We start from the raw sequence: 18,500 nt of genomic DNA, 5'->3' as shown, positions 1-18,500 counted from the left end.
CTTCATCCAACTCGCCTGCGCCATGTTATGGATGCGATGAATGTCGATTCAGCCTAGAGCGGTTCAGCGATAGATAGAATCGCTGAACCGCTCTAACTCTTTGTTTTTGCGCAATTCCGGACGGAAAACCGTTGCACACTTTTCCTGGAATTGCTCCAGCCGCCGCGAACGGTCGTAGTAGCCTTGGCGAGCCCCCGATGGTCGACGGAGGCGTTCGAGGACCGACGGCAGCAATATCAGAGTGCTCCAGCGGAGACGTAGGTATCACTTTCATTCACGCTGGCGCGCCATTTTACCATCGGTTCGAACTCCGTCGTTCCACCAAGTCAACGAACAGGTCGGTGTTGCCTGCCCGCAATTCGACACCGGCTCAGCAACTTGATGGCTCCTCGGTTGCTCCGCCAAGCAGCTTCACGTTTAGCCGGCCGCCGGTGAACAGCATGTCGTCCAGGGCTTCGGCCAGGTCTTTGGAGGTCACAGCCTCGCCATCGCCATGCATGATGCTCGTTTGCGCGGTGCGGCGCATAAGCTCCTTGATGAAGGCTGCGCTGACGCCCTTCGTGCGCGCCACAGCCTCGCCCACGATCTTGTCGGAAAGTTTTAGCCCGCCGCCATACAGGCGCACCAGCTTCTCCCGGCAGTCGTCGTCCGGCAGCGGCACCTCGATAGCCTGGTCGATACGTCCCGGCCTCCCTGTGAGAGCACCTTCAAGTTGTTCGGGCCGGTTGGTGGTAAGGATGAACAGGATGTCGGCATTGTCCTTTAGCCCGTCCATCTCGTTGAGTAGGGTGTTGAGGAGAGACTCTTCGCACGGACTCCCCATATTCTCTCGGTCGCGGGCAATGAGGTCCACGTCCTCAATCACCACCGTAGCCGGCTGCAGCAGGCGCGCCAGGGTCATGTATTGCGACAGTAGGCCCATCTGGCCGGCTGTTATGATGAGTGTCGTATGACCAGGGAGATTGGCGGCGAGGTGGCGAATGGTGTGCGTCTTGCCGGTGCCCGGCGGGCCGTAGAGCAAGATGCCCTTGCGCGTCGATTGCCCAAGCTGTCTCAGCGCTTCCCGGCTCTCGATGAACCGGATCACGTTGCGGTCGAGAAGCTTCAGAGTCCGTTCCGGCAGGATGATCGCGTCGCGCCGCACTTGCGGCAAGCGATGGACCATCACGCCTTTGGACCGGCCGCGATAGTCACCTTCCGTTTCGAGTGAGAGAACTTTGCCGCGGTAGGAGCGCGCGGCATTGATAGCGGCCTCCAACTCGGAGAAACAGCGGTCCACCAGGGCCACGCCACCCTCGCCGGCCGGCACGGCAATCTCGACGCAGGTTCCGGCCTCGTGACCGTACTCACGGTGAAAGGACAGCACGACCGCGTAGTGCAGATCTCCACCCCGATTGAGCCACAAACCATTGCTGAGACACTTTATTGGCTCGCTTTCGCCGATATCGACATCTTGGTATTGCGCTGCCGAGATGGTGACGGCGAACTGTCCGTCCTTTGTCAGCGCGGCATAGGTCAGCGTCTCGTAGCGATGTTGCTCGTAGAGGCCGAAGAAGCGAACAGGCGAGTTTGAGAACAGTTTGTCGAGCGCTACCTGCACGTCGGCGCGCATATGGCCGGGAAACTGGCGGGAGGTTGCGATGATCTCGTCGTGCGCCAGCCCACCAAAATGCCAGGCGATTGCCTCATAGGCATATTTGAACTTTTTGTCGCGCGAAGCCCGCGCCGGATGGCCGGCGGTGGTCGTGTTTACGGTTCCACTGGGAGCGGTGGTGATACGAAGCGGGTGACCGGCTGCTTTGATGCGCTGCTGCGCTGTGTCCAGCATCGCTTTCGCGATTGCGAAAGGATAGCTGCCGCACACAGCCTCTCCCTGCTGCGCCACTGTCGCGGCGAAGGCCTCGGCCTCCGCTTCCGATCGGTCGAAGACAGAGCGAACGAGATCGACGACAAACTCCCACGGAGTCTGGTCGTCATTGTGAATGACAAGCTGCAAATCGACTGCCTCGGCGGGAGTATTGCGCAATGGGATGGCTCACTTCTCGGGCTGCTGCTGACCAACAATATCTGCGCCACCTTGCATGAATTGTTAACGACTTGATCCTTCCATCGCGTGCCTTGCTGACATATATGCACACAAGATATATGTAACTTGCATATTAGAGTGAGAGCGCACCAATGGACGAGACGGATTTCCTCAGGGGTTACGACCCGAACGCGTTCCAGCGGCCGTCGGTGACAGTCGACCTGGTCCTGCTGGGGGTGCGGAATGGAAAGCCTGCCGTCCTGTTGCTCAAGCGCGATCAGCAGCCGTATCAGGGCCAGTGGGCGCTCCCGGGCGGCTTCGTCGGCATTGACGAGACGCTTGACGCCGCTGCCGAGCGGGTGCTCCGCCAGAAGGCCGGGATCGGCCACGCTTACCTCGAGCAGCTCTACTCGTTCGGTGCGGTTGATCGTGATCCGCGCATGCGCATCATCAGCGTCGCCTATCTCGCGCTGCTCACTGAGACGGCCTTCGACGCCGCGCTGCAGGCGATGCCTGCCCTGCTGCCGGCCGCGATCCAGGTGCCGTGGTCCGGCGAGGCCGGCGGCCCTGTAAGCGTTGTGTCGCCGGAAAACGGGGCGCTGACGCTCGCCTTCGACCATGCCGATATCCTGGCGACGGCGGTGCTGCGGCTGCGTGGCAAGCTCGACTATTCGGATGTCGGCTTCGCGCTCCTGCCCGAATTGTTCACGCTGCGCCAGTTGCAGGATGTGCATGAGGCAATTCTCGGCACGTCGCTCAACAAGCCGGCCTTCCGCCGCCGCCTGCTCGACAAAGGCTGGCTTGCTGCCACGGGCGCCCATGAGGCAGGCACGGCCTATCGCCCGGCAGAGCTTTACCGTTTTCAACGTCCGTAACCGATTGAGGAGAAACCATCATGGCTACGATCCGCAACCTTGGCTTCATCGCCCAGCTTCGCAGCGAGGCAAGCAGCCACATCATCCGCTATCGCAACGGTCGCGTGATGCAAAACGGCCGGGGCCTGGTCTTTTGGTTCGCGCCTGAAACCGCCAGCATTGCCGAAGTGCCGATGGACGACCGCGAGATGACGCTGTTCGTCAAGGGCCGCAGCCAGGACTTCCAGACCGTCACCGTGCAGGGCACGGTCGGCTGGCACGTCGTCGATCCGCAACGACTGGCCGAACGCGTCGATTTCAGCATCGACCTGAGAACCGGCAGAACGCATGGCGAGCCGATCGAGACGATACAGGCGCGCATTGCCGGCATCGCCAATCAGGCGGTGCAGCAATATCTGGGGCAGGCGCCGGTGCGCGGACTGCTCGATGCCGGCCCCGCGCCCTTGCGCGAGCGGCTGCAGGCGGTGGTTGCCGCCGATCCGGCGCTGACGGATATCGGCGTCGCCGCCGTCACGGTACGGCTCACCAACCTCGTTCCGACAAGCGAGCTCGATCGCGCCTTGCAGACGCCGACCTTCGAGGCGCTGCAGCAGAAGGCCGACCAGGCGACCTTCGAGCGGCGGGCACTCGCCGTCGAGAAGGAGCGCGCCATTGCCGAGAACGAACTGGCCACCCGAACGGAACTGGCGCGGCGCGAGAAGCTCTTGATCGCCGAAGAGGCCGAGAATGCCCGCAACCGCGCCACCGGCGTGGCGGAAGCGCAGCAGGTGGAGGCGGCGGCCGAAGCCGAGCGTATCCGCGTCGTCGAGGGCGCCAGGGCCGAAGCGGAGCGGCTGCGCATCGCGATCTACCGCGACCTGCCGCCGGCCATCCTGCTCGGCCTCGCCGCCCAGCAGCTCGCCGGCAAGCTGGAGAAGATAGAGCATGTGAATGTGACGCCGGACCTGCTCGCCACCGTGCTTGGCGAATTCCGCAAGGGCCCGGCACTCGTCGATGCCCGCTGAAGGGGGCGAAAATGGCGGTGAACCGTCCCCGCGCCGTCTTCGTGACGCGTGAGACCGACTACGAGCTTCTGGTCGCGCGCCACGCCACGCGCGATCAGGCTCGCTTCTTCCTGCAGACGCGCGGCCAGCGCATCGAGGATATCGAGGCGCGCCACCATGCCTTCCACGCGGTCCTGGCGGCGGCTCGGGGCTCGGTGCCCGCGGACTGGCGGCAGGCTTTGGTTCGGCGTGCCGACCTTGACCGGTTCCTCTTCGCCGCGGACGACGTCGTGGTGCCGGTGGGGCAGGATGGGCTGGTTGCCAATGTGGCCAAATATCTCGATGGGCAGCCGGTCCTCGGCGTCAATCCGGCACCGGATCTCTATGACGGGGTCCTGGTAAGGATCGGCGTCGGCAGGCTGGCCAGGTTGCTGGCCGCCAGCATCGCTGGCGATGCAGGCGTGGAATCCCGAACCATGGTCGAGGCCGAGCTCGACGGCGGGGAAACGCTTTTCGCGCTCAATGAAATCTTTGTCGGCCACCGCAGCCACCAGTCGGCCCGTTACCGGATCGAGGCCGAGGGCGAAGCGGAGGATCATTCCTCCAGCGGTCTCATCATCGCCTCCGGCACCGGCGCGACCGGCTGGGCCCGCTCGATCATGGACGCAACGCATCTCGATCTGGAGCTTGGCCGTGAGGAGCACGCGGTCGGCTTCTGGGTGCGCGAGCCCTTTCCAAGCGTGGCCACGGCCACAAGGCTGCGCGCCGGAAAGATCACCGAAAGGCCTCTTCTGATCACATCCCGGATGAATGAAGGCGGCGTGATTTTCGCAGACGGCATCGAGCAGGACTTTATTGCCTTTGACTGGGGCAGGCGTGTGCGACTGTTGCCGGCCTCCCGAGTGCTGCGTCTTGTCGTCGACCAGTGAGGAGAACCCTCCCAGGGCAACCATCTAATCTTCGATCGGGCGGATATCCGCATCGACGACGCAATAGGGCGCGTAGCGGAAATCGCGGATCGCGATCACTTGCTCGTCCAGCCACTCGACCAGCATGAAGCCGCGCACCGCGCCGTCAGGCGACTGCGGATCACGGATCAGAACCGCCGGCTGGCCTTCGACAAAGGCCAGCGACAACGCCCAGTCACTGGCGCGGTCGTAATTGCCGAAATAAGTCGAGGCCTGCGCCTTGCCGCTGAGGCGGGTGCGGTTGACGACCTCAAGCTGGATATCCTCGGCGATCAGCGCCCTGACCGCATCGAAGTCGCGCGCGTTGAACAGGTCGACATAGCGGCGCAGGCGCCGCTCGTCGTCGGCATCGAGCCTCGGCATGACCGTCTCCTCCGATGCCAGCGCTCTCAACTCGCCCCGGCCGCGATGCAGCGCCGCCTTGGTGGCAGCCAGCGTCGCGCCCGTCACCTCGCAGGTCTCGGAGAGGCTGAGGCCGAGCACATCGACGAGGATCACGGCGCTGCGCTGCGCCACCGAAAGCTGCATGAAGCTGCGCAGGCTGGCTGCAGCGGCGAGCCTTGCGTCGGCACCGGCGGAAGGATCCTCTATCGTCGTCATGTCGGCCTCGGTCATGCGCGACCGCTCCCGCTGGCGCCGGCGCAGATGGTCCTGCGCGGCATTGTGGGCGATGCGAAACAGCCATTGCTCGGGACGTTCGACCACGGCGTTGCCGTCGAGCGCCTGCAGCGCCTTTAGCATCGTCTCCTGCACGATGTCCTCGCCGTCGATCACCGAACCCGACATGCGGGCGCAGTAGCGATGCAGCTTTGGGCGCAGTCCAGCAAGCATCGCCTCCAGTGTCGCGCGGTCGAGTTTTTGTGTGCTCATTGTCCTCGTTCTCCGCGTGGCTGGTCCAGACGCCATACCGGCACCCGTGGTCAGGCCGGCATGACCTCATCGGCATCCGTCAGCATACGATAGTTGCCGACGATTTTTGCCGCCGATCTGCTGAGTGGCCCGGAGCGCCGCTCTGCATGGTCGGCGCTGAACGCCTTGAAGGCATCGAGCCCGGTAAGAGCGGAACTGTCCTTGTCCTGGCCGACGAGATGGACGAACTCGCCAGTCTCCAGCTCCAGCACCAGGTAGCGCACGGATTGCGGCTTCGTTTCGTCGAGCGCCTCGAACACCTTCGCCACCAGCGCCCGGTTGTCGGCGATGCTGGCGTCTTTCACGCCGTAGCGGATGAGATTGTAGCCCATTGTTGTCTCCTGATTGGGGGGTCTGCACGAGAAAGACGTTGCGCATCGCCAAAAAGATTCTCGGCATCCTGCGAATCTTTTCGATCGCCTCCGTCGTCTTTCATCGGTCGAGGCCGCGCCGCGGTCTCTGTGATGAGGAGAGACATCATGCATATCCAGTTTGCCGAACTTCCCGTGTTCGACCAGGACCGCGCCAAGGCGTTCTACACCGGTCACCTTGCCTGCCAGCTCATAGCTGACCAGTCGATGGGCGACAGTGGCTGGCGTTGGATCGAGCTGGCATTTCCCCATGCGGTCACCAACCTGCATTTCGTCAGGCGGGCGAACGCAGCGCCAAGCACGGAACCGGTGCTGGTCCTGGTCGACGACAATGTCGAACAGACGACCGCGGCCCTGAAGGCGCGTGGCGTCGAGATCGTCAGCGAGCCGCAGGAAGCACCGTGGCAGCCGGGCCGCACAGTCGCCGAATTCCGCGACAGCGAAGGCAACCGCATGGTCCTTGCCAGCAGATAGGCGAAGCCATCGCTGCCGAGCATCCTTTTTTTGAACCCAGAGGAGATATTGCCATGAATTATCAGGACACGACCCGCAACGGCATCACCGCGTCGACGCTGAAAGTACCGGGCGCTAGCCTCTACTACGAGACGCGTGGTTCCGGCCCGGTGCTGCTGATCATCCCCGGCGGGCCGCAGGACGCCGGCGTCTTCGCCGATGTCGCGCGCCACCTCGCCGACCGCTACACGGTGGTCGCCTACGACCCGCGTGGCAATTCGCGCAGCACGTTCGACGGGCAGGCCGAGGCGCAGAGCCTCGATGTCCACGGTGACGATGCCGCACGGCTGATCGAGGCGCTCGGCGTCGGCCCGGCCTATGTGTTCGGCACCAGCGGCGGCGCCCAGATCGGGCTCAACCTCGCCGCCCGCCATCCTGGGCGTGTGCGTGTGCTGGTGGCACATGAGCCGCCGAGCATGATGATGCTCGACGACCCGTCGCAAGCCGTGGCCGGCATGCGCGAGCTGCACGACACCTATCGCAGTCACGGCGTCGAGGCGGCGATGCAGAAATTCTTCAGCGAAAATGGCCTGTCCGAGGGACCGGATCACGACGGGGCCGGGCAGGAAGACACCGAACAGCCGGCGGCGCCGCAGTTTGCCTCGACGCCGGAGGCGGCCGAAACCTTTGCCCGGGTGAGCGGCAATTTCGAATACTGGCTGGCGCACGGTATCATGCCGCTGTCGCTCTACCACCCCGACGTCGACGCGCTGCGTGGCGCCCCTGTCGTGATCGGCATCGGCGAAGACTCCGTCGGCCAACCGATCGATGGCATGGGCAAGGCATTGGCCGACAAGCTTGGCACCAGGCGGGTCGCCTTTCCCGGCGACCATATGGGATTTGCCCCTTACCCCGACCGGTTCGCGGAGACCTTGCACCTGGCGCTCAGCGGTGCGGGAGCCAAGGCATAGCCTCGCTCGTAATTCCAGAGAGACAACGGCGTCCGCGTGCGGGCGCCGTTTCCGTTCACCCGACCGCCGCGGCGGCGGCTCGCCCCGCGCTGCGGCCCGAGAAAATACAGCCGCCGAGGAAGGTGCCTTCAAGCGCGGCATATCCATGCACGCCGCCGCCGCCGAAGCCGGCGGCTTCACCGACTGCATAAAGCCCTTCGACCGGCTGGCCGTCGGCGCCGAGAACACGGCTGTCGAGGTCGGTCTGCAGGCCGCCCAGCGTCTTGCGCGTGAGGATGTTGAGGCGCACCGCGATCAGCGGCCCGTTTGCCGGATCGAGCATCTTGTGCGGCTTGGCCGTGCGGATCAGTCTGTCGCCGAGATAGGCGCGCGCGCCGCGCAGCGCCGTGATCTGCATGTCCTTCGAGAAGGGGTTGTCGAGCTGCAGGTCACGGGCGCGGATCTCGCGCTCGACCTTGGCGACGTCGAGCAAGGGCTCGCCGCCGGCCAGCTTGTTCATGCGCGCGACCAGCGTTGGCAATTCGGCCTCGACGATAAAGTCCTCGCCCTTTTCCATGAACGCCTTGACCGGACCCGGAATGCCTGATGTCGCGCGCCCCAGCACCTGCCGCCAGCTCTTGTTCGTCAGGTCCGGGTTCTGCTCGGAGCCCGACAGGGCGAACTCCTTCTGGATGATTTTCTTGGTCAGGATGAACCAGGAATAGTCGAAGCCGGTGCTTATGATGTGGCTGAGCGTACCCAGCGTATCGAAGCCGGGATAGAGCGGCACCGGCAGGCGCTTGCCGCGCGCGTCGAGCCACAGCGAGGACGGGCCGGGCAGGATGCGGATGGCATGGTCGGTCCACATCGGCGCCCAGTTTTTTATCCCCTCGACATAGTGCCACATGCGGTCGCGGTTGATGATCGAGCCGCCGGCCGCCTCCGTGATCCCGAGCATGCGGCCGTCGACATGGTCGGGCACGCCGGTGATCATGCGCCTTGGCGGCGTGCCCAGCCGCTGCGGCCAGTTCTTGCGCACCAGCTCGGGATTGGCGCCGATGCCGCCGGAGGCGACGATCACCGCCTGCGCCCTGAGCTCGAAATCGCCTGAAATCTCGCGCGAACTCTTGCGGCCGCGCTCGATAGTGCTTGGCTCGAGGATATCGCCGCGCACGCCGGTCACCGTCTTGCCCGACCGCGTCAGCTCGTTGACGCGGTGGCGGAACCTGAAGCTTATCAACCCGCGCTTCTCGGCCTCGCGCACGCGCTGGACAAAAGGTTCGAGCACGCCGGGGCCGGTGCCCCAGGTGATGTGGAAGCGCGGCACCGAATTGCCGTGGCCGATCGCATTACCACCGCCGCGCTCGGCCCAGCCGACGACCGGAAAGAATTTTATGCCACGCTGCATCAGCCAGGAGCGCTTTTCACCGGCGGCGAAGCCGACATAGGCCTCGGCCCATTTGCGCGGCCAGAAATCCTCCGGCCGGTCGAAGGCCGCCGTGCCCATCCAGTCCTCAAGCGCCAGATCATGCGAATCGCGGATGCGCATGCGCCGCTGTTCCGGCGAATCGACGAGGAAGAGGCCGCCGAACGACCAGAACGCCTGGCCACCCAGCGACTGCTCCGGCTCCTGGTCGACGATGATGGTTTTCTTGCCGGTCTCCGCCAGTTCCGCCGCCGCGACGAGGCCGGCCAGCCCCGCCCCGACAATGATCACATCCGCATCGTCAGCCATCTTTCTCTCCCCCCAGGCTTTAGAAAAGTATCAGACGTTCTCCCAGCCGTCCTTGTCGCCGGCACGGAAGATGGCGTCGATGACCTTCTGGTTGAGCACCGATTCCTCCAGCGTGAAGACGCGCTCTTTGCCGCCCTGGGCCGCACGGGCAAAGGTCTCGACCTCCAGCCGGTACTGCTGCGTGCCGGGGAAGCGGAACACTTGGGCTTCCGTGTGGTTCTGGTTGTGCAGCTCGATGCGGTGATGGTCGTAAAGCCCGGCATTGAACGGCGAGAACACCTCGATGAAACCGTTCTCGCCGTGGAACACCATCACCTGCCGGGCCGCCATCTGCGTCGACAAATAGAAGGACAGTTCGAAGTCGCCGAAATCGGCACGGATCGAGGAGTAGATGTCGGTGCCGAAAATCTTGTCGCGCTCGATCGTCGCCTGCACGCGCAACGGCTCCTTGCCGGTCGAAAAGCGCGTCGAAACCGTCGGATAGACGCCGATGTCGGGCAGCGCGCCGCCGCCGAGATCGAGCTGGTTGCGCATGTTCTTGGGGTCGACATTGTAGTAGGAGAACGCGCCCTGCACATGGCGCAGCCGGCCGATGGCGCCGCCAGCGATAAGGTCGCGCACCTTGATCCATTGCGGGTGGTAGGTGACCATGAAGGCTTCGCACACCAGGACTTTTTTGGCGTCGCGCAGCTTGATCAGCGGAGCGATGTCCTTGGCGTCGAGCGCCAGCGGCTTTTCGACCAGCACATGCTTGCCGGCCTCGATCGCTTTGGCCGTCCATTCGACATGCTGCGAGGTCGGCAGCGGGATATAGACGCCGTCGATGTCCTTGGAAGCCAGCAGCTCTTCATAGGAGCCGAAGGCATGCGGCGCGCCGAAACGGTCGGCCAGCGCACGCGCCTTCGACAGGTCGCGGCTGGCGATCGCCGACAGCACGCCGTTCTCCGCCTCGACGATCGCCGGCAACAATTGCTCGCGGCCGATCTTGGCCGTCGACAAAACACCCCATCGGAACATGCGGCTTCTCCATCTCTTGATTGCAGGCGTCGAGGTTTGCCCGAAATCGATGGAAAAGCCAATGCGAGGAACCAGAAAGCGTTCAGCCCCTTTTGCCGGTCAGCGTCATGTCGAAGTTGACGACGTTGGAATAGATCGGCGTGCCGACATCCATGCCGTAGCGCGATCTGAGCACCTTGCCGGTGACGTGGAATTTGATCGTTCCACCCTTGAGGCCGCCGAGTTCGGCGGTGAATTTTTCGGCAAATGTCTTGCCGCGCGCCGTCAGCTGGCCGGTGACCAAAGCCGTCGTGTCGCTGGTGCGCTTGACGCTTGTCGAGCGGAACTGGATTTCCGGGCTGTTGGCCGCGTCGAACACCGCGTCGGAGCGCAGGAACGCATCGATGCGGTTCTGGCCGGTGCCGACGCTTTCCGGATAGATGGTGAGATTGACAGCGGAGCGCCCGACATCGCTGTTGTCGATGCGGATCGTGCCCTTGAAACGGGCGAAGGCGCCGTCGAAGCCGCCGCCGCCGGCCTTGCCGATGGTGAAGCGGATGCTCGAACCCGCCGGGCTGATCGTATAGCTGCCGGCGGCGTCGCTCAGCGCCACCGCGGCGAAAACAGGCATGGCAAGGCAAGCGGCAATAGCCGCCAATCCGAGGATGCGCGCATACATGGTTTTTTCCTTCTGGAGACACGCACTGTCTGCGTCCTCGCCCCATGAACGTATCAGCCGCCCGTCCTATTCCATCTCTTGATCTGACGAAGGTGTGATCATGCGAACGAGCACGCTGTCGCGCAACCAGAAATGATGCCGCAGCGCAGCCAGCGCATGCAGAACGACAAGAGCGATGCCGGCATAGGCAAGATACCAGTGCGCTTCCGTCCAGAAGCTCTCCGCCGCGTCCGACATGGCAAGCGGCAAATTCGGCATGACGAACAGGTTGAACGGCATGCTGGGGATTTCCAGCATCGAGACCGAGACCAGCGCCCAGCCGGAAAGCGGCAAGGCGAGCTGAAACGCGTAGAGCGCGAAATGCGCGAGCGGCGCCGCCCGGCGCTCCAAGGCCCCGACCGACCGCGGCAGCGCCGGCGCCGCATTGCCGAGGCGCCAGGCGATGCGCAGGGTCACCAGGCCGAGCAGCAGAAAGCCGAAGGACTTGTGCAGCTGGATCAGCTCGAAGGCCGTGCGCTGGCTCTCGATCCGCACCATGATGAAGCCGAGCGCGAACTGGCCGATGAAGATCAACGCGATCAGCCAATGCAGCGCGATCGCCGCCCAGCCATAGCGGTTCGTGTTGTTGGTGATCATTGTCGCCATGGCCATTCAACGATTGCTGGGCCGGCTTTCGTCCGGTCAACCACTCACCTTGAAGAAGTCGACGAAGGCGCGCAATGCCGGTCGCATCTGCCGCCGGCTCGGATAATAGACGAAGAAGCCGTCGAAGGTCGGGCACCAGTCCTCCAGCACGCGGATCAGCTTGCCGTCGCCGATGGCATCGCGAACATAGTCTTCGAACACGAAGGCAAGACCGGCGCCGTCGATCGCCGCCTGGGCGATCAGATGATCCTCGTCGAGGATCAGCGGGCCTTGAGCGGCGATCTCGATCTCCTCGCCCTCCTTCTCGAATTCCCAGCGGTAGAGGATGCCGCTGGAAAATCGGAAGCGGATGCAGCGATGGTCGGCGAGATCACCCGGGTGACGCGGTCTGGGCATGCTCGCGAAATAGGACGGCGCACCGACCACCGCGCCGCGGATGTCGGGCCCTATGCGCACCGCGATCATGTCGCGCTGCAAGCTCTCGTCGAGCCGCACGCCGGCGTCGAAGCCGCCTTCGACCACGTCAGTGAAGCGATCCTCGATGACGATCTCCAGCACGATGTCGGGATAGGCCTGGGCAAAGGCGCTAAGCCGGGGCGTCAGCGCCAGATGGGCAGCGGTGCGTGGCACGGTCAGCCTGAGGTTGCCGGCCGGCCGGTTGCGCGCCTCGACGGCCGATTCGAGCGCCAAATCGATCTCCGATAGCGCCGGCCGCAGACGCTCAAGCAGCTGCGCACCTTCCTCGGTCGGGGCGACGCTGCGCGTGCTGCGCGCTAGCAGTCGCACGCCGAGCCGCGCCTCCAGGCTGGACACCGCATGGCTGACCGCAGAAGGCGCAATAGCCAGCTCCCTGGCCGCGCCGCGAAAGCTGCCGCATTGGGCGACGGTTGCCAGCACCGCCAGCTGTGAAAGGTGCGCTCGGTTCATTGATCTATCTTTTAGAGCAACCTGTGCAAACAAGAGCCGATTATCGAACGTGAAGCAAGGCGCTATCTCTCCGGCATCGCAAACAAGCAAACAAAGGAGACGCGTGATGCAAACCCGCAAGCTAGGCACTGAATTGAACGTCTACCCGGTGGGCCTTGGCTGCATGGGCATGAGTTTTGTTTACGGCGGCCAGGAAGAGAAGGACGCGATCGCCACGCTGCATCGCGCCGTCGAGCTCGGCGTCAACTTCTTCGACACGGCGGAAGTCTATGGTCCCTATGAGAACGAGATCCTGCTCGGCAGGGCGCTAAAACCTTTCCGCGACAGGCTGACCATCGCCACCAAATTCGGCTTCAAGATCCTGGAGGAAGGCGTCGGCATCGATCGCATGGCCGGCGTCGACAGCCGGCCCGAACATGTCAAGGCGGTTGCCGAGGCGTCGCTGAAGCGGCTGGGCACCGATGTCATCGACCTCTACTACCAGCACCGCGTCGATCCGAATGTGCCGATCGAGGACACGGTCGGCGCCATGGCCGAGCTGGTGCGCGAGGGCAAGGTGCGCGCGCTCGGTCTCTCGGAGGCCAGTGCCGCCACCATCCGCCGGGCGCACGCGGTTCATCCGATATCGGCCGTGCAGAGCGAATATTCGCTGTGGAGCCGCGATCCCGAGGAAGAGGTGTTCGCCGTCTGCCGCGAGCTCGGCATCGGCTTCGTCCCCTACAGCCCGCTCGGCCGCGGCCTGCTGACCGGCACCATCGCCAAACCCGAGGCTTTGAGCGACGACGATTGGCGCCGCACGCTGCCCCGCTTCCAGGCCGACGCCATGGCCGCCAATGCGGCTGTCATCGCCACGCTGGAAAAGCTGGCGGCGAAGAAGGGCGTGACCTCGGCGCAGCTGGCGCTCGCCTGGGTGCTGCACCAAGGCGATTTCATCGTGCCGATCCCCGGCGCGCGCAAAATCCGCCATCTGGAGCAGAACACGGCGGCGGCGAATATCGAGCTGACCCAGGCCGAGGTTGCAGCCATCGGCGATGCGCTGTCACCCGACAAGGTCGTCGGCAAGCGGTATACGGAGGAATTGCTGGCGCTGGTGAATGGGTGAGCGTGATAGGTAGAGTAGAAAAGGGGGCGCTTCGGCGTCTCCTTTTTTCGAAAATCGCGCACAGAAAAATGCCAGAACGTTGGCGCGAGGCACCCCCCTCTGTCCTGCCGGACATCTCCCCCTCAAGGGGGGGAGATTGGCCGTCATCTCGGCTTTCGCCAATCCTCAACGCTGAAAGCGAGGCGAGACGGCGAAGTTGCCAATCTCCCCCCCTTGAGGGGGAGATGTCCGGTAGGACAGAGGGGGGCGCTGTCCCGCCGACTTCGGCATCACCGAGCCGAGCGTTAAGGCATAGCAATCCTACCACGGCACAACAGCAATCTCCGGCCAGTTCTCCTTCGCCCGCGCACCCTTCGCCTCATGCGTCCGCTGGTTGTCCAACGCCCGGTTCGGCGTGATACGAAACGAAAAAATGTCGTCGAGCCCGAACGGCGCCACCAGCTCCAACTGCCCATCAGCATCGCATCGAACACCCACCGCATGGGTCTTCGAAGCGAAATGGCGAACCGACTCGCTGGAACTCGCATACTGCGGGCAGGGCTGCCCGAACTTGGCCGGATACCACAGATGCACCCGCGCCTGGTTGCGCACTTCGACTGGCAGCGTCAGCTCCGCGAAATGCTTCGCCGCCCGGCGAATGACCGCGTCCTCGGCCTCGTAGGACAGGTCGCTGTCATCGAAATAGAACAGGTCGACATCCTTGATGCCGTAGCCCGGCGGCTTGCCGGTGAGGTGGTTCCAGATGCTGTTGTAGAGCGCGCCGGACACCACCAGCCAGTCCGGCAGGTCAAGCTGGCGTGCCCGCACCAGCGCTTCGACAAGCAACGGTTCAGCCGCGACGATGCCGAGAAACGCAGCGCGCTGCTCTTCGAAGGAGAGGCCGGCATAGCGCAAATAGTCCATCGCCCTTTGGAGAGCGATTCGCCACCTGTCCGCAATCCCTCAGGCCCTAAGCACGCCGCCCGTCTGCTTGCCGACATTCTCGACGATGCGCCTGGCCAGCGCCTCGAAATCCTCGTCGGTCAAAGTCTTTTCGACCGGCTGGATCGCCACCTCGATGGCGATCGACTTCTTGGCGGCACCGAGCGACGCGCCTTCGAAGATGTCGAACACCGAGACGCCGGTGATCAGCTTCTTGTCGGCGGCCAAAGCCGCGCGCACCAGCGTGCCGGCTTCGACCCCTCTGTCGACGACGAAGGCGAAGTCGCGCTTCACCGCCTGGAAGGCGGAGAGCTCCAGCTTCGGCTTGGTCCGCGTCGGCTTGGCCTTCGGCTCCGGCACGGCGTCGACGAAAACTTCGAAGCCGCACAGCGGCCCGGAAACATCCAGCGCCTCAAGCGTCTTCGGATGGAATTCGCCGAACGTACCCAAAATGACCTTTGGCCCGAGCTTGATCGTGCCGGAACGGCCGGGATGGTACCAGGCCGGACCACCGGGCTCGATCTGCAGCCGGTCGGCCGGCGCGCCGCAGGCTTCGAGTGCGGCGATCGCATCGGCCTTGGCGTCAAACACGCCGACCGGACCGGCATTGCCGGCCCAGTTGCGGCCGGAGCCGTCGAGCTTGGCGGTGCCGCGACGCACGCCGGCGGCGACGCGCCGCTGCTGGTCGGCGCCATCGCCCTCGTAGGTGCCCGAAACCTCGAACAGCGCTACGTCGCCAATGCCCTTGTCGGCATTGCGCTGTGCGGCGGCGATCAGACCGGGCAGCAGCGAAGGCCGCATGTCGGACATGTCGGCGGCGATCGGGTTGGCGAGCTTCAGCGCGGTCTGGCCGCCGCCGAACAGTTCGGCTTGTTTGGCGGGGATGAACGACCAGGTGACGGCCTCCATCATGCCGCGCACGGCAAGCGCCCGCTTGGCCGTGCGGGTGCGGATCTGCAGCGTGGTCAGGATTTTGGAATTGACCGCGTCGTGTGAGCCGAGCGGCTGCGGCACGATGTTGTCGACGCCATGGATGCGCATGACTTCCTCGACCAAATCGGCCTTGCCGTCGACATCCGGCCTCCAGGAGGGGACCTTCACGTCGACGACCTCGCCCGCGCCCTGCGGCTCGAAGCCGAGGCGCGAAAGGATGTCGAGGCTTTCCGCCCTGGGCACATCGATGCCGGTCAGCCGCTTCACTTCTAACAGTGGGAAGGCAACGATCTTCGGCTTGTGGCCGCTATAACCGGTCACTTCCATCTCCGTCGGCGTGCCGCCGCAGAAATCGAGCACAAGTTTCGTCGCCAGCTCGACGCCCGGCACCATGAATTCCGGGTCGACGCCGCGCTCGAAGCGGTAGCGCGCATCGCTGATGATGCCGAGTGTGCGGCCGGTGCGCGCGGTGGTGATCGGGTCCCAAAGTGCGGATTCGATCAGCACGTCGGTGGTGTTCTCGTCGCAGCCGGAATGCTCGCCGCCCATGATGCCGGCGATCGATTCGACGCCGTCCTCGTCGGCTATGACGCACATCTCCGGCGTCAATGTGTACTCGCGATCGTCGAGCGCCTGCACCTTCTCGCCATCGCGCGCCCGCCGCACGGTCAGATTGCCGGCAACCTTCCTGGCGTCGAACACATGCAGCGGCCGGCCGCGGTCGAAGGTGACGTAATTGGTGATGTCGACCAGCGCGCTGATCGGCCTGAGCCCGATGGCGATCAGCCGCTGCTGCAGCCATTTCGGCGACGGGCCGTTCTTCACGCCCTTGACCAGCCGCAGCGCGAAGCCGGGGCAGAGCTCAGGCGCCTCGATCGTCACCTTCACCGGGCACATGCCGCTGCCGGCATGCGGCATGATCGCGCCGCCGACGAGGCGGCCGAGCCCGCTCGCGGCGAGATCGCGGGCGATGCCGTAGACGCTGGTCGCGTCCGGCCGGTTCGGCGTCAAATTGATCTCGATCACCGGATCGTCGAGATGCGCGTAAGCGGCGAAGCTGGTGCCGACAGGCGCGTCCTCAGGCAGGTCGATGATGCCGTGATGCTCGTCCGACAGTTCCAGCTCGCGCTCCGAGCACATCATGCCGTGGCTCTCGACGCCGCGGATCTTGCCGACCGTCAGCGTCACATCGATGCCGGGAACATAGGTGCCGGGCGCCGCGAAGGCGCCGATCAGGCCCGCGCGGGCGTTCGGCGCACCGCAGACGACCTGAGTGGGAGCCTTGCCGTCGCCGGTGTCGACGGTCAGCACGCGCAGCCGGTCGGCATCGGGATGCTGCACCGCCGTCAGCACCTTGGCGATGACGAAGGGTTTCAGGCCGGCCTTGTCGTCGACATGTTCGACTTCGAGGCCGATCGATGTCAGCCGCTCGACGATTTCCGTCAGCGAAGCGTCGGTCTCGAGGTGATCCTTGAGCCAGGAGAGGGTGAATTTCATGACTGTGTTCCGTCCGGGTTAGACGATGATGGTCTCGGCACGCTGGTCTTCAGGTGTCTCGGCAAGTCGTCCGGCATGTGCAGGAAGGGGAGCTGCTCGCGCACATGGGCGTGGTGCGTCGGCCTGAAATAGGCCGGCATGTCCATGGCGCCGAGCATGAAGTAGATGTGGTCTTCCAGCCGCTCGTCGACATAGGCGATCGGTGAGCCGCAGATGCCGCAGAACGAGCGCGTCACCGGCCCGTTCTCGTACATCTTCAGCGCCTTGCCGGTGAAGGCGATCTGGTCGGTCAGGAAGCCGACAAAGGCCGACACCGGCGCGCCGCTCGCCCGCCGGCAATCGCCGCAATGGCAATAGCTGACATGGTGCGGTTCGGCCGAGGCCTCGAACCGCACGGCGCCGCAACGGCAGCCGCCAGTGTGCGGCGCTGTCATGCGCTTAGGCCCCCAAACAGCGTCGGCATGTCGAGCGGCCGGAAACCGTAATGCGACAGCCAGCGCACGTCGGCGTCGAAGAAGGCTCGCAGGTCCGGCATGCCGTATTTCAGCATGGCGATGCGGTCGATGCCCATGCCCCAGGCAAAGCCCTGATACTCGTCCGGGTCGAGCCCGCCATGGCGCAGCACATTGGGATGCACCATGCCGCAGCCGAGGATCTCCATCCAGTCGGAGCCTTCGCCGAAGCGCACTTCGCCCGGTCGCGAGCGGTCGCATTGGATGTCGACCTCGAGGCTGGGTTCGGTGAACGGGAAGAAAGACGGCCGGAAGCGCATCTTGACGCTCGGCACCTCGAAGAAGGCCTTGCAGAACTCTTCCAGCACCCACTTCATGTTGGCGACGTTGGCCGACTTGTCGATCACCAGCCCCTCGACCTGATGGAACATCGGCGAATGGGTGGCATCGGAATCCTGACGGTAGGTTTTGCCGGGGATGACGATGCGGATCGGCGGCTTCTGCCGCTCCATGGTGCGGATCTGCACCGGCGAGGTATGGGTGCGCAACAACTTGCGCTCGCCCTTCTCGTCCGGTTGGAAGAAGAAGGTGTCGTGCATCTCGCGCGCCGGATGCCCCTCGGGGAAATTCAGCGCGGTGAAATTGTAGTAGTCGCTCTCGATATCCGGGCCTTCGGCAATGGCGAAGCCGAGATCGCCGAAGATCGCCGCGATCTCGTCGATGACCTGGCTGATCGGATGGATGCGGCCGCGCTCGGCCGGCGACTGGCGCACCGGCAGCGTCACGTCGACCGTCTCGGCGGCGAGCCTGGCGGCGATCGCCACATCCTTCAGTTCGGCCTTGCGCGCCGTGAGCGCCTCGGTGACGCGGTTCTTCAGGCCGTTGATCGCCGGGCCTTTCACCTGACGCTCCTCGGCGCTCATCGCGCCCAGCGTCTTCAGCATTTCGGAGACCGAGCCCTTCTTGCCGAGGGCCGAAACGCGCACCGCTTCGATCGACGCCTCGTCGGCGGCCGAGGCGATGTCGGCCATCAGGGAATTTTCGAGAGTTTCCATATCGCTCATGTTCCAGACCCGAT

19 protein-coding genes are annotated in these 18,500 nt (G+C 64.4%); 7 read left to right on the top strand and 12 right to left on the bottom strand.

What is annotated here, in order from left to right; genetic code table 11:
* Positions 1–370 precede the first annotated feature (370 nt).
* A complete protein-coding gene (locus tag DH08_RS06165) occupies positions 371–1,996 on the bottom strand; it encodes an ATP-dependent Clp protease adaptor ClpS (protein ID WP_246800697.1) in 1,626 nt (541 codons plus the stop codon).
* Between DH08_RS06165 and DH08_RS36810 the strand changes: the two genes are divergently transcribed.
* The 4 genes from DH08_RS36810 to DH08_RS06150 all read left to right on the top strand — a co-directional run bounded on the left by DH08_RS36810 (position 1,979) and on the right by DH08_RS06150 (position 4,813).
* A complete protein-coding gene (locus tag DH08_RS36810) occupies positions 1,979–2,101 on the top strand; it encodes a hypothetical protein (protein ID WP_282595019.1) in 123 nt (40 codons plus the stop codon). The two genes, DH08_RS06165 and DH08_RS36810, sit on opposite strands and share 18 nt — an antisense overlap.
* Positions 2,102–2,178: 77 nt before the next feature.
* On the top strand, positions 2,179–2,901 hold the full coding sequence (locus tag DH08_RS06160) for an NUDIX hydrolase (RefSeq protein WP_192178369.1): 723 nt from the start codon (positions 2,179–2,181) through the stop codon (positions 2,899–2,901).
* Positions 2,902–2,921: 20 nt separating this feature from the next.
* Positions 2,922–3,905, top strand: a complete 984-nt coding sequence (locus DH08_RS06155; protein ID WP_192178368.1) for an SPFH domain-containing protein — start codon at positions 2,922–2,924, stop codon at positions 3,903–3,905.
* An 11-nt stretch (positions 3,906–3,916) separates the two neighbouring features.
* Complete coding sequence (locus DH08_RS06150) at positions 3,917–4,813, top strand: diacylglycerol kinase catalytic domain-containing protein (protein WP_192178367.1); 897 nt, start codon at positions 3,917–3,919, stop codon at positions 4,811–4,813.
* Between the two features lie 24 nt (positions 4,814–4,837).
* On the opposite strand, the gene DH08_RS06145 is transcribed toward DH08_RS06150, so the two are convergent.
* Both DH08_RS06145 and DH08_RS06140 read right to left on the bottom strand, forming a co-directional pair.
* Positions 4,838–5,722, bottom strand: coding sequence for a sigma-70 family RNA polymerase sigma factor (locus DH08_RS06145; RefSeq protein ID WP_192178366.1), 885 nt, complete (start codon positions 5,720–5,722; stop codon positions 4,838–4,840).
* 50 nt (positions 5,723–5,772) lie between these two features.
* Positions 5,773–6,093 carry a hypothetical protein gene (locus tag DH08_RS06140; protein ID WP_210328547.1) on the bottom strand — a complete coding sequence of 107 codons (321 nt, stop codon included), beginning with the start codon at positions 6,091–6,093 and terminating at the stop codon, positions 5,773–5,775.
* Between the two features lie 147 nt (positions 6,094–6,240).
* On the opposite strand from DH08_RS06140, the gene DH08_RS06135 reads away from it, so the two are divergent.
* Together DH08_RS06135 and DH08_RS06130 are read left to right on the top strand one after the other, a co-directional pair.
* Positions 6,241–6,606: a VOC family protein gene (locus DH08_RS06135; RefSeq protein WP_192178365.1), complete on the top strand. Its 366-nt coding sequence runs from the start codon at positions 6,241–6,243 to the stop codon at positions 6,604–6,606.
* A 53-nt stretch (positions 6,607–6,659) separates the two neighbouring features.
* Positions 6,660–7,556: an alpha/beta hydrolase gene (locus DH08_RS06130; protein WP_192178364.1), complete on the top strand. Its 897-nt coding sequence runs from the start codon at positions 6,660–6,662 to the stop codon at positions 7,554–7,556.
* A gap of 55 nt (positions 7,557–7,611) precedes the next feature.
* On the opposite strand, the gene DH08_RS06125 is transcribed toward DH08_RS06130, so the two are convergent.
* The 5 genes from DH08_RS06125 to DH08_RS06105 form a co-directional block, all read right to left on the bottom strand.
* The gene (locus tag DH08_RS06125; protein ID WP_192178363.1) at positions 7,612–9,270 is read right to left on the bottom strand and encodes an FAD-binding dehydrogenase; all 1,659 of its coding nucleotides are present in this window, start codon (positions 9,268–9,270) and stop codon (positions 7,612–7,614) included.
* Between the two features lie 30 nt (positions 9,271–9,300).
* Positions 9,301–10,287, bottom strand: coding sequence for a Gfo/Idh/MocA family protein (locus DH08_RS06120; protein WP_192178362.1), 987 nt, complete (start codon positions 10,285–10,287; stop codon positions 9,301–9,303).
* Positions 10,288–10,369: 82 nt separating this feature from the next.
* A complete protein-coding gene (locus DH08_RS06115) occupies positions 10,370–10,945 on the bottom strand; it encodes a YceI family protein (RefSeq protein WP_192178361.1) in 576 nt (191 codons plus the stop codon).
* A 66-nt stretch (positions 10,946–11,011) separates the two neighbouring features.
* A complete protein-coding gene (locus tag DH08_RS06110; RefSeq protein WP_192178386.1) occupies positions 11,012–11,590 on the bottom strand; it encodes a cytochrome b in 579 nt (192 codons plus the stop codon).
* Between the two features lie 36 nt (positions 11,591–11,626).
* Positions 11,627–12,517: a LysR family transcriptional regulator gene (locus tag DH08_RS06105; RefSeq protein WP_192178360.1), complete on the bottom strand. Its 891-nt coding sequence runs from the start codon at positions 12,515–12,517 to the stop codon at positions 11,627–11,629.
* Positions 12,518–12,623: 106 nt separating this feature from the next.
* Between DH08_RS06105 and DH08_RS06100 the strand changes: the two genes are divergently transcribed.
* Positions 12,624–13,619, top strand: a complete 996-nt coding sequence (locus tag DH08_RS06100) for an aldo/keto reductase (protein WP_192178359.1) — start codon at positions 12,624–12,626, stop codon at positions 13,617–13,619.
* Between the two features lie 300 nt (positions 13,620–13,919).
* Here DH08_RS06100 and DH08_RS06095 read toward each other — a convergent pair whose 3' ends face one another.
* The 4 genes from DH08_RS06095 to pheS are packed head-to-tail and all read right to left on the bottom strand — an operon-like array spanning position 13,920 to position 18,486.
* Positions 13,920–14,522: a nucleotidyltransferase family protein gene (locus tag DH08_RS06095; RefSeq protein ID WP_192178358.1), complete on the bottom strand. Its 603-nt coding sequence runs from the start codon at positions 14,520–14,522 to the stop codon at positions 13,920–13,922.
* 39 nt (positions 14,523–14,561) lie between these two features.
* Complete coding sequence (gene pheT, locus DH08_RS06090; RefSeq protein ID WP_192178357.1) at positions 14,562–16,970, bottom strand: phenylalanine--tRNA ligase subunit beta; 2,409 nt, start codon at positions 16,968–16,970, stop codon at positions 14,562–14,564.
* Positions 16,967–17,404 carry a GFA family protein gene (locus tag DH08_RS06085; RefSeq protein WP_192178356.1) on the bottom strand — a complete coding sequence of 146 codons (438 nt, stop codon included), beginning with the start codon at positions 17,402–17,404 and terminating at the stop codon, positions 16,967–16,969. Before DH08_RS06085 ends, pheT begins: the two co-directional genes overlap by 4 nt.
* Entirely contained in the window at positions 17,401–18,486 is a 1,086-nt protein-coding gene (gene pheS, locus DH08_RS06080) for a phenylalanine--tRNA ligase subunit alpha (RefSeq protein ID WP_192178355.1), read from the bottom strand. Before pheS ends, DH08_RS06085 begins: the two co-directional genes overlap by 4 nt.
* Positions 18,487–18,500 lie beyond the last annotated feature (14 nt).

The sequence above is a fragment of the Mesorhizobium amorphae genome (assembly GCF_014843845.1).
Lineage (GTDB): Bacteria > Pseudomonadota > Alphaproteobacteria > Rhizobiales > Rhizobiaceae > Mesorhizobium > Mesorhizobium amorphae_A.
The sequence above is the reverse complement of the archived record's forward strand: the minus strand, read 5'-3'. Positions and strand labels throughout refer to the sequence as shown.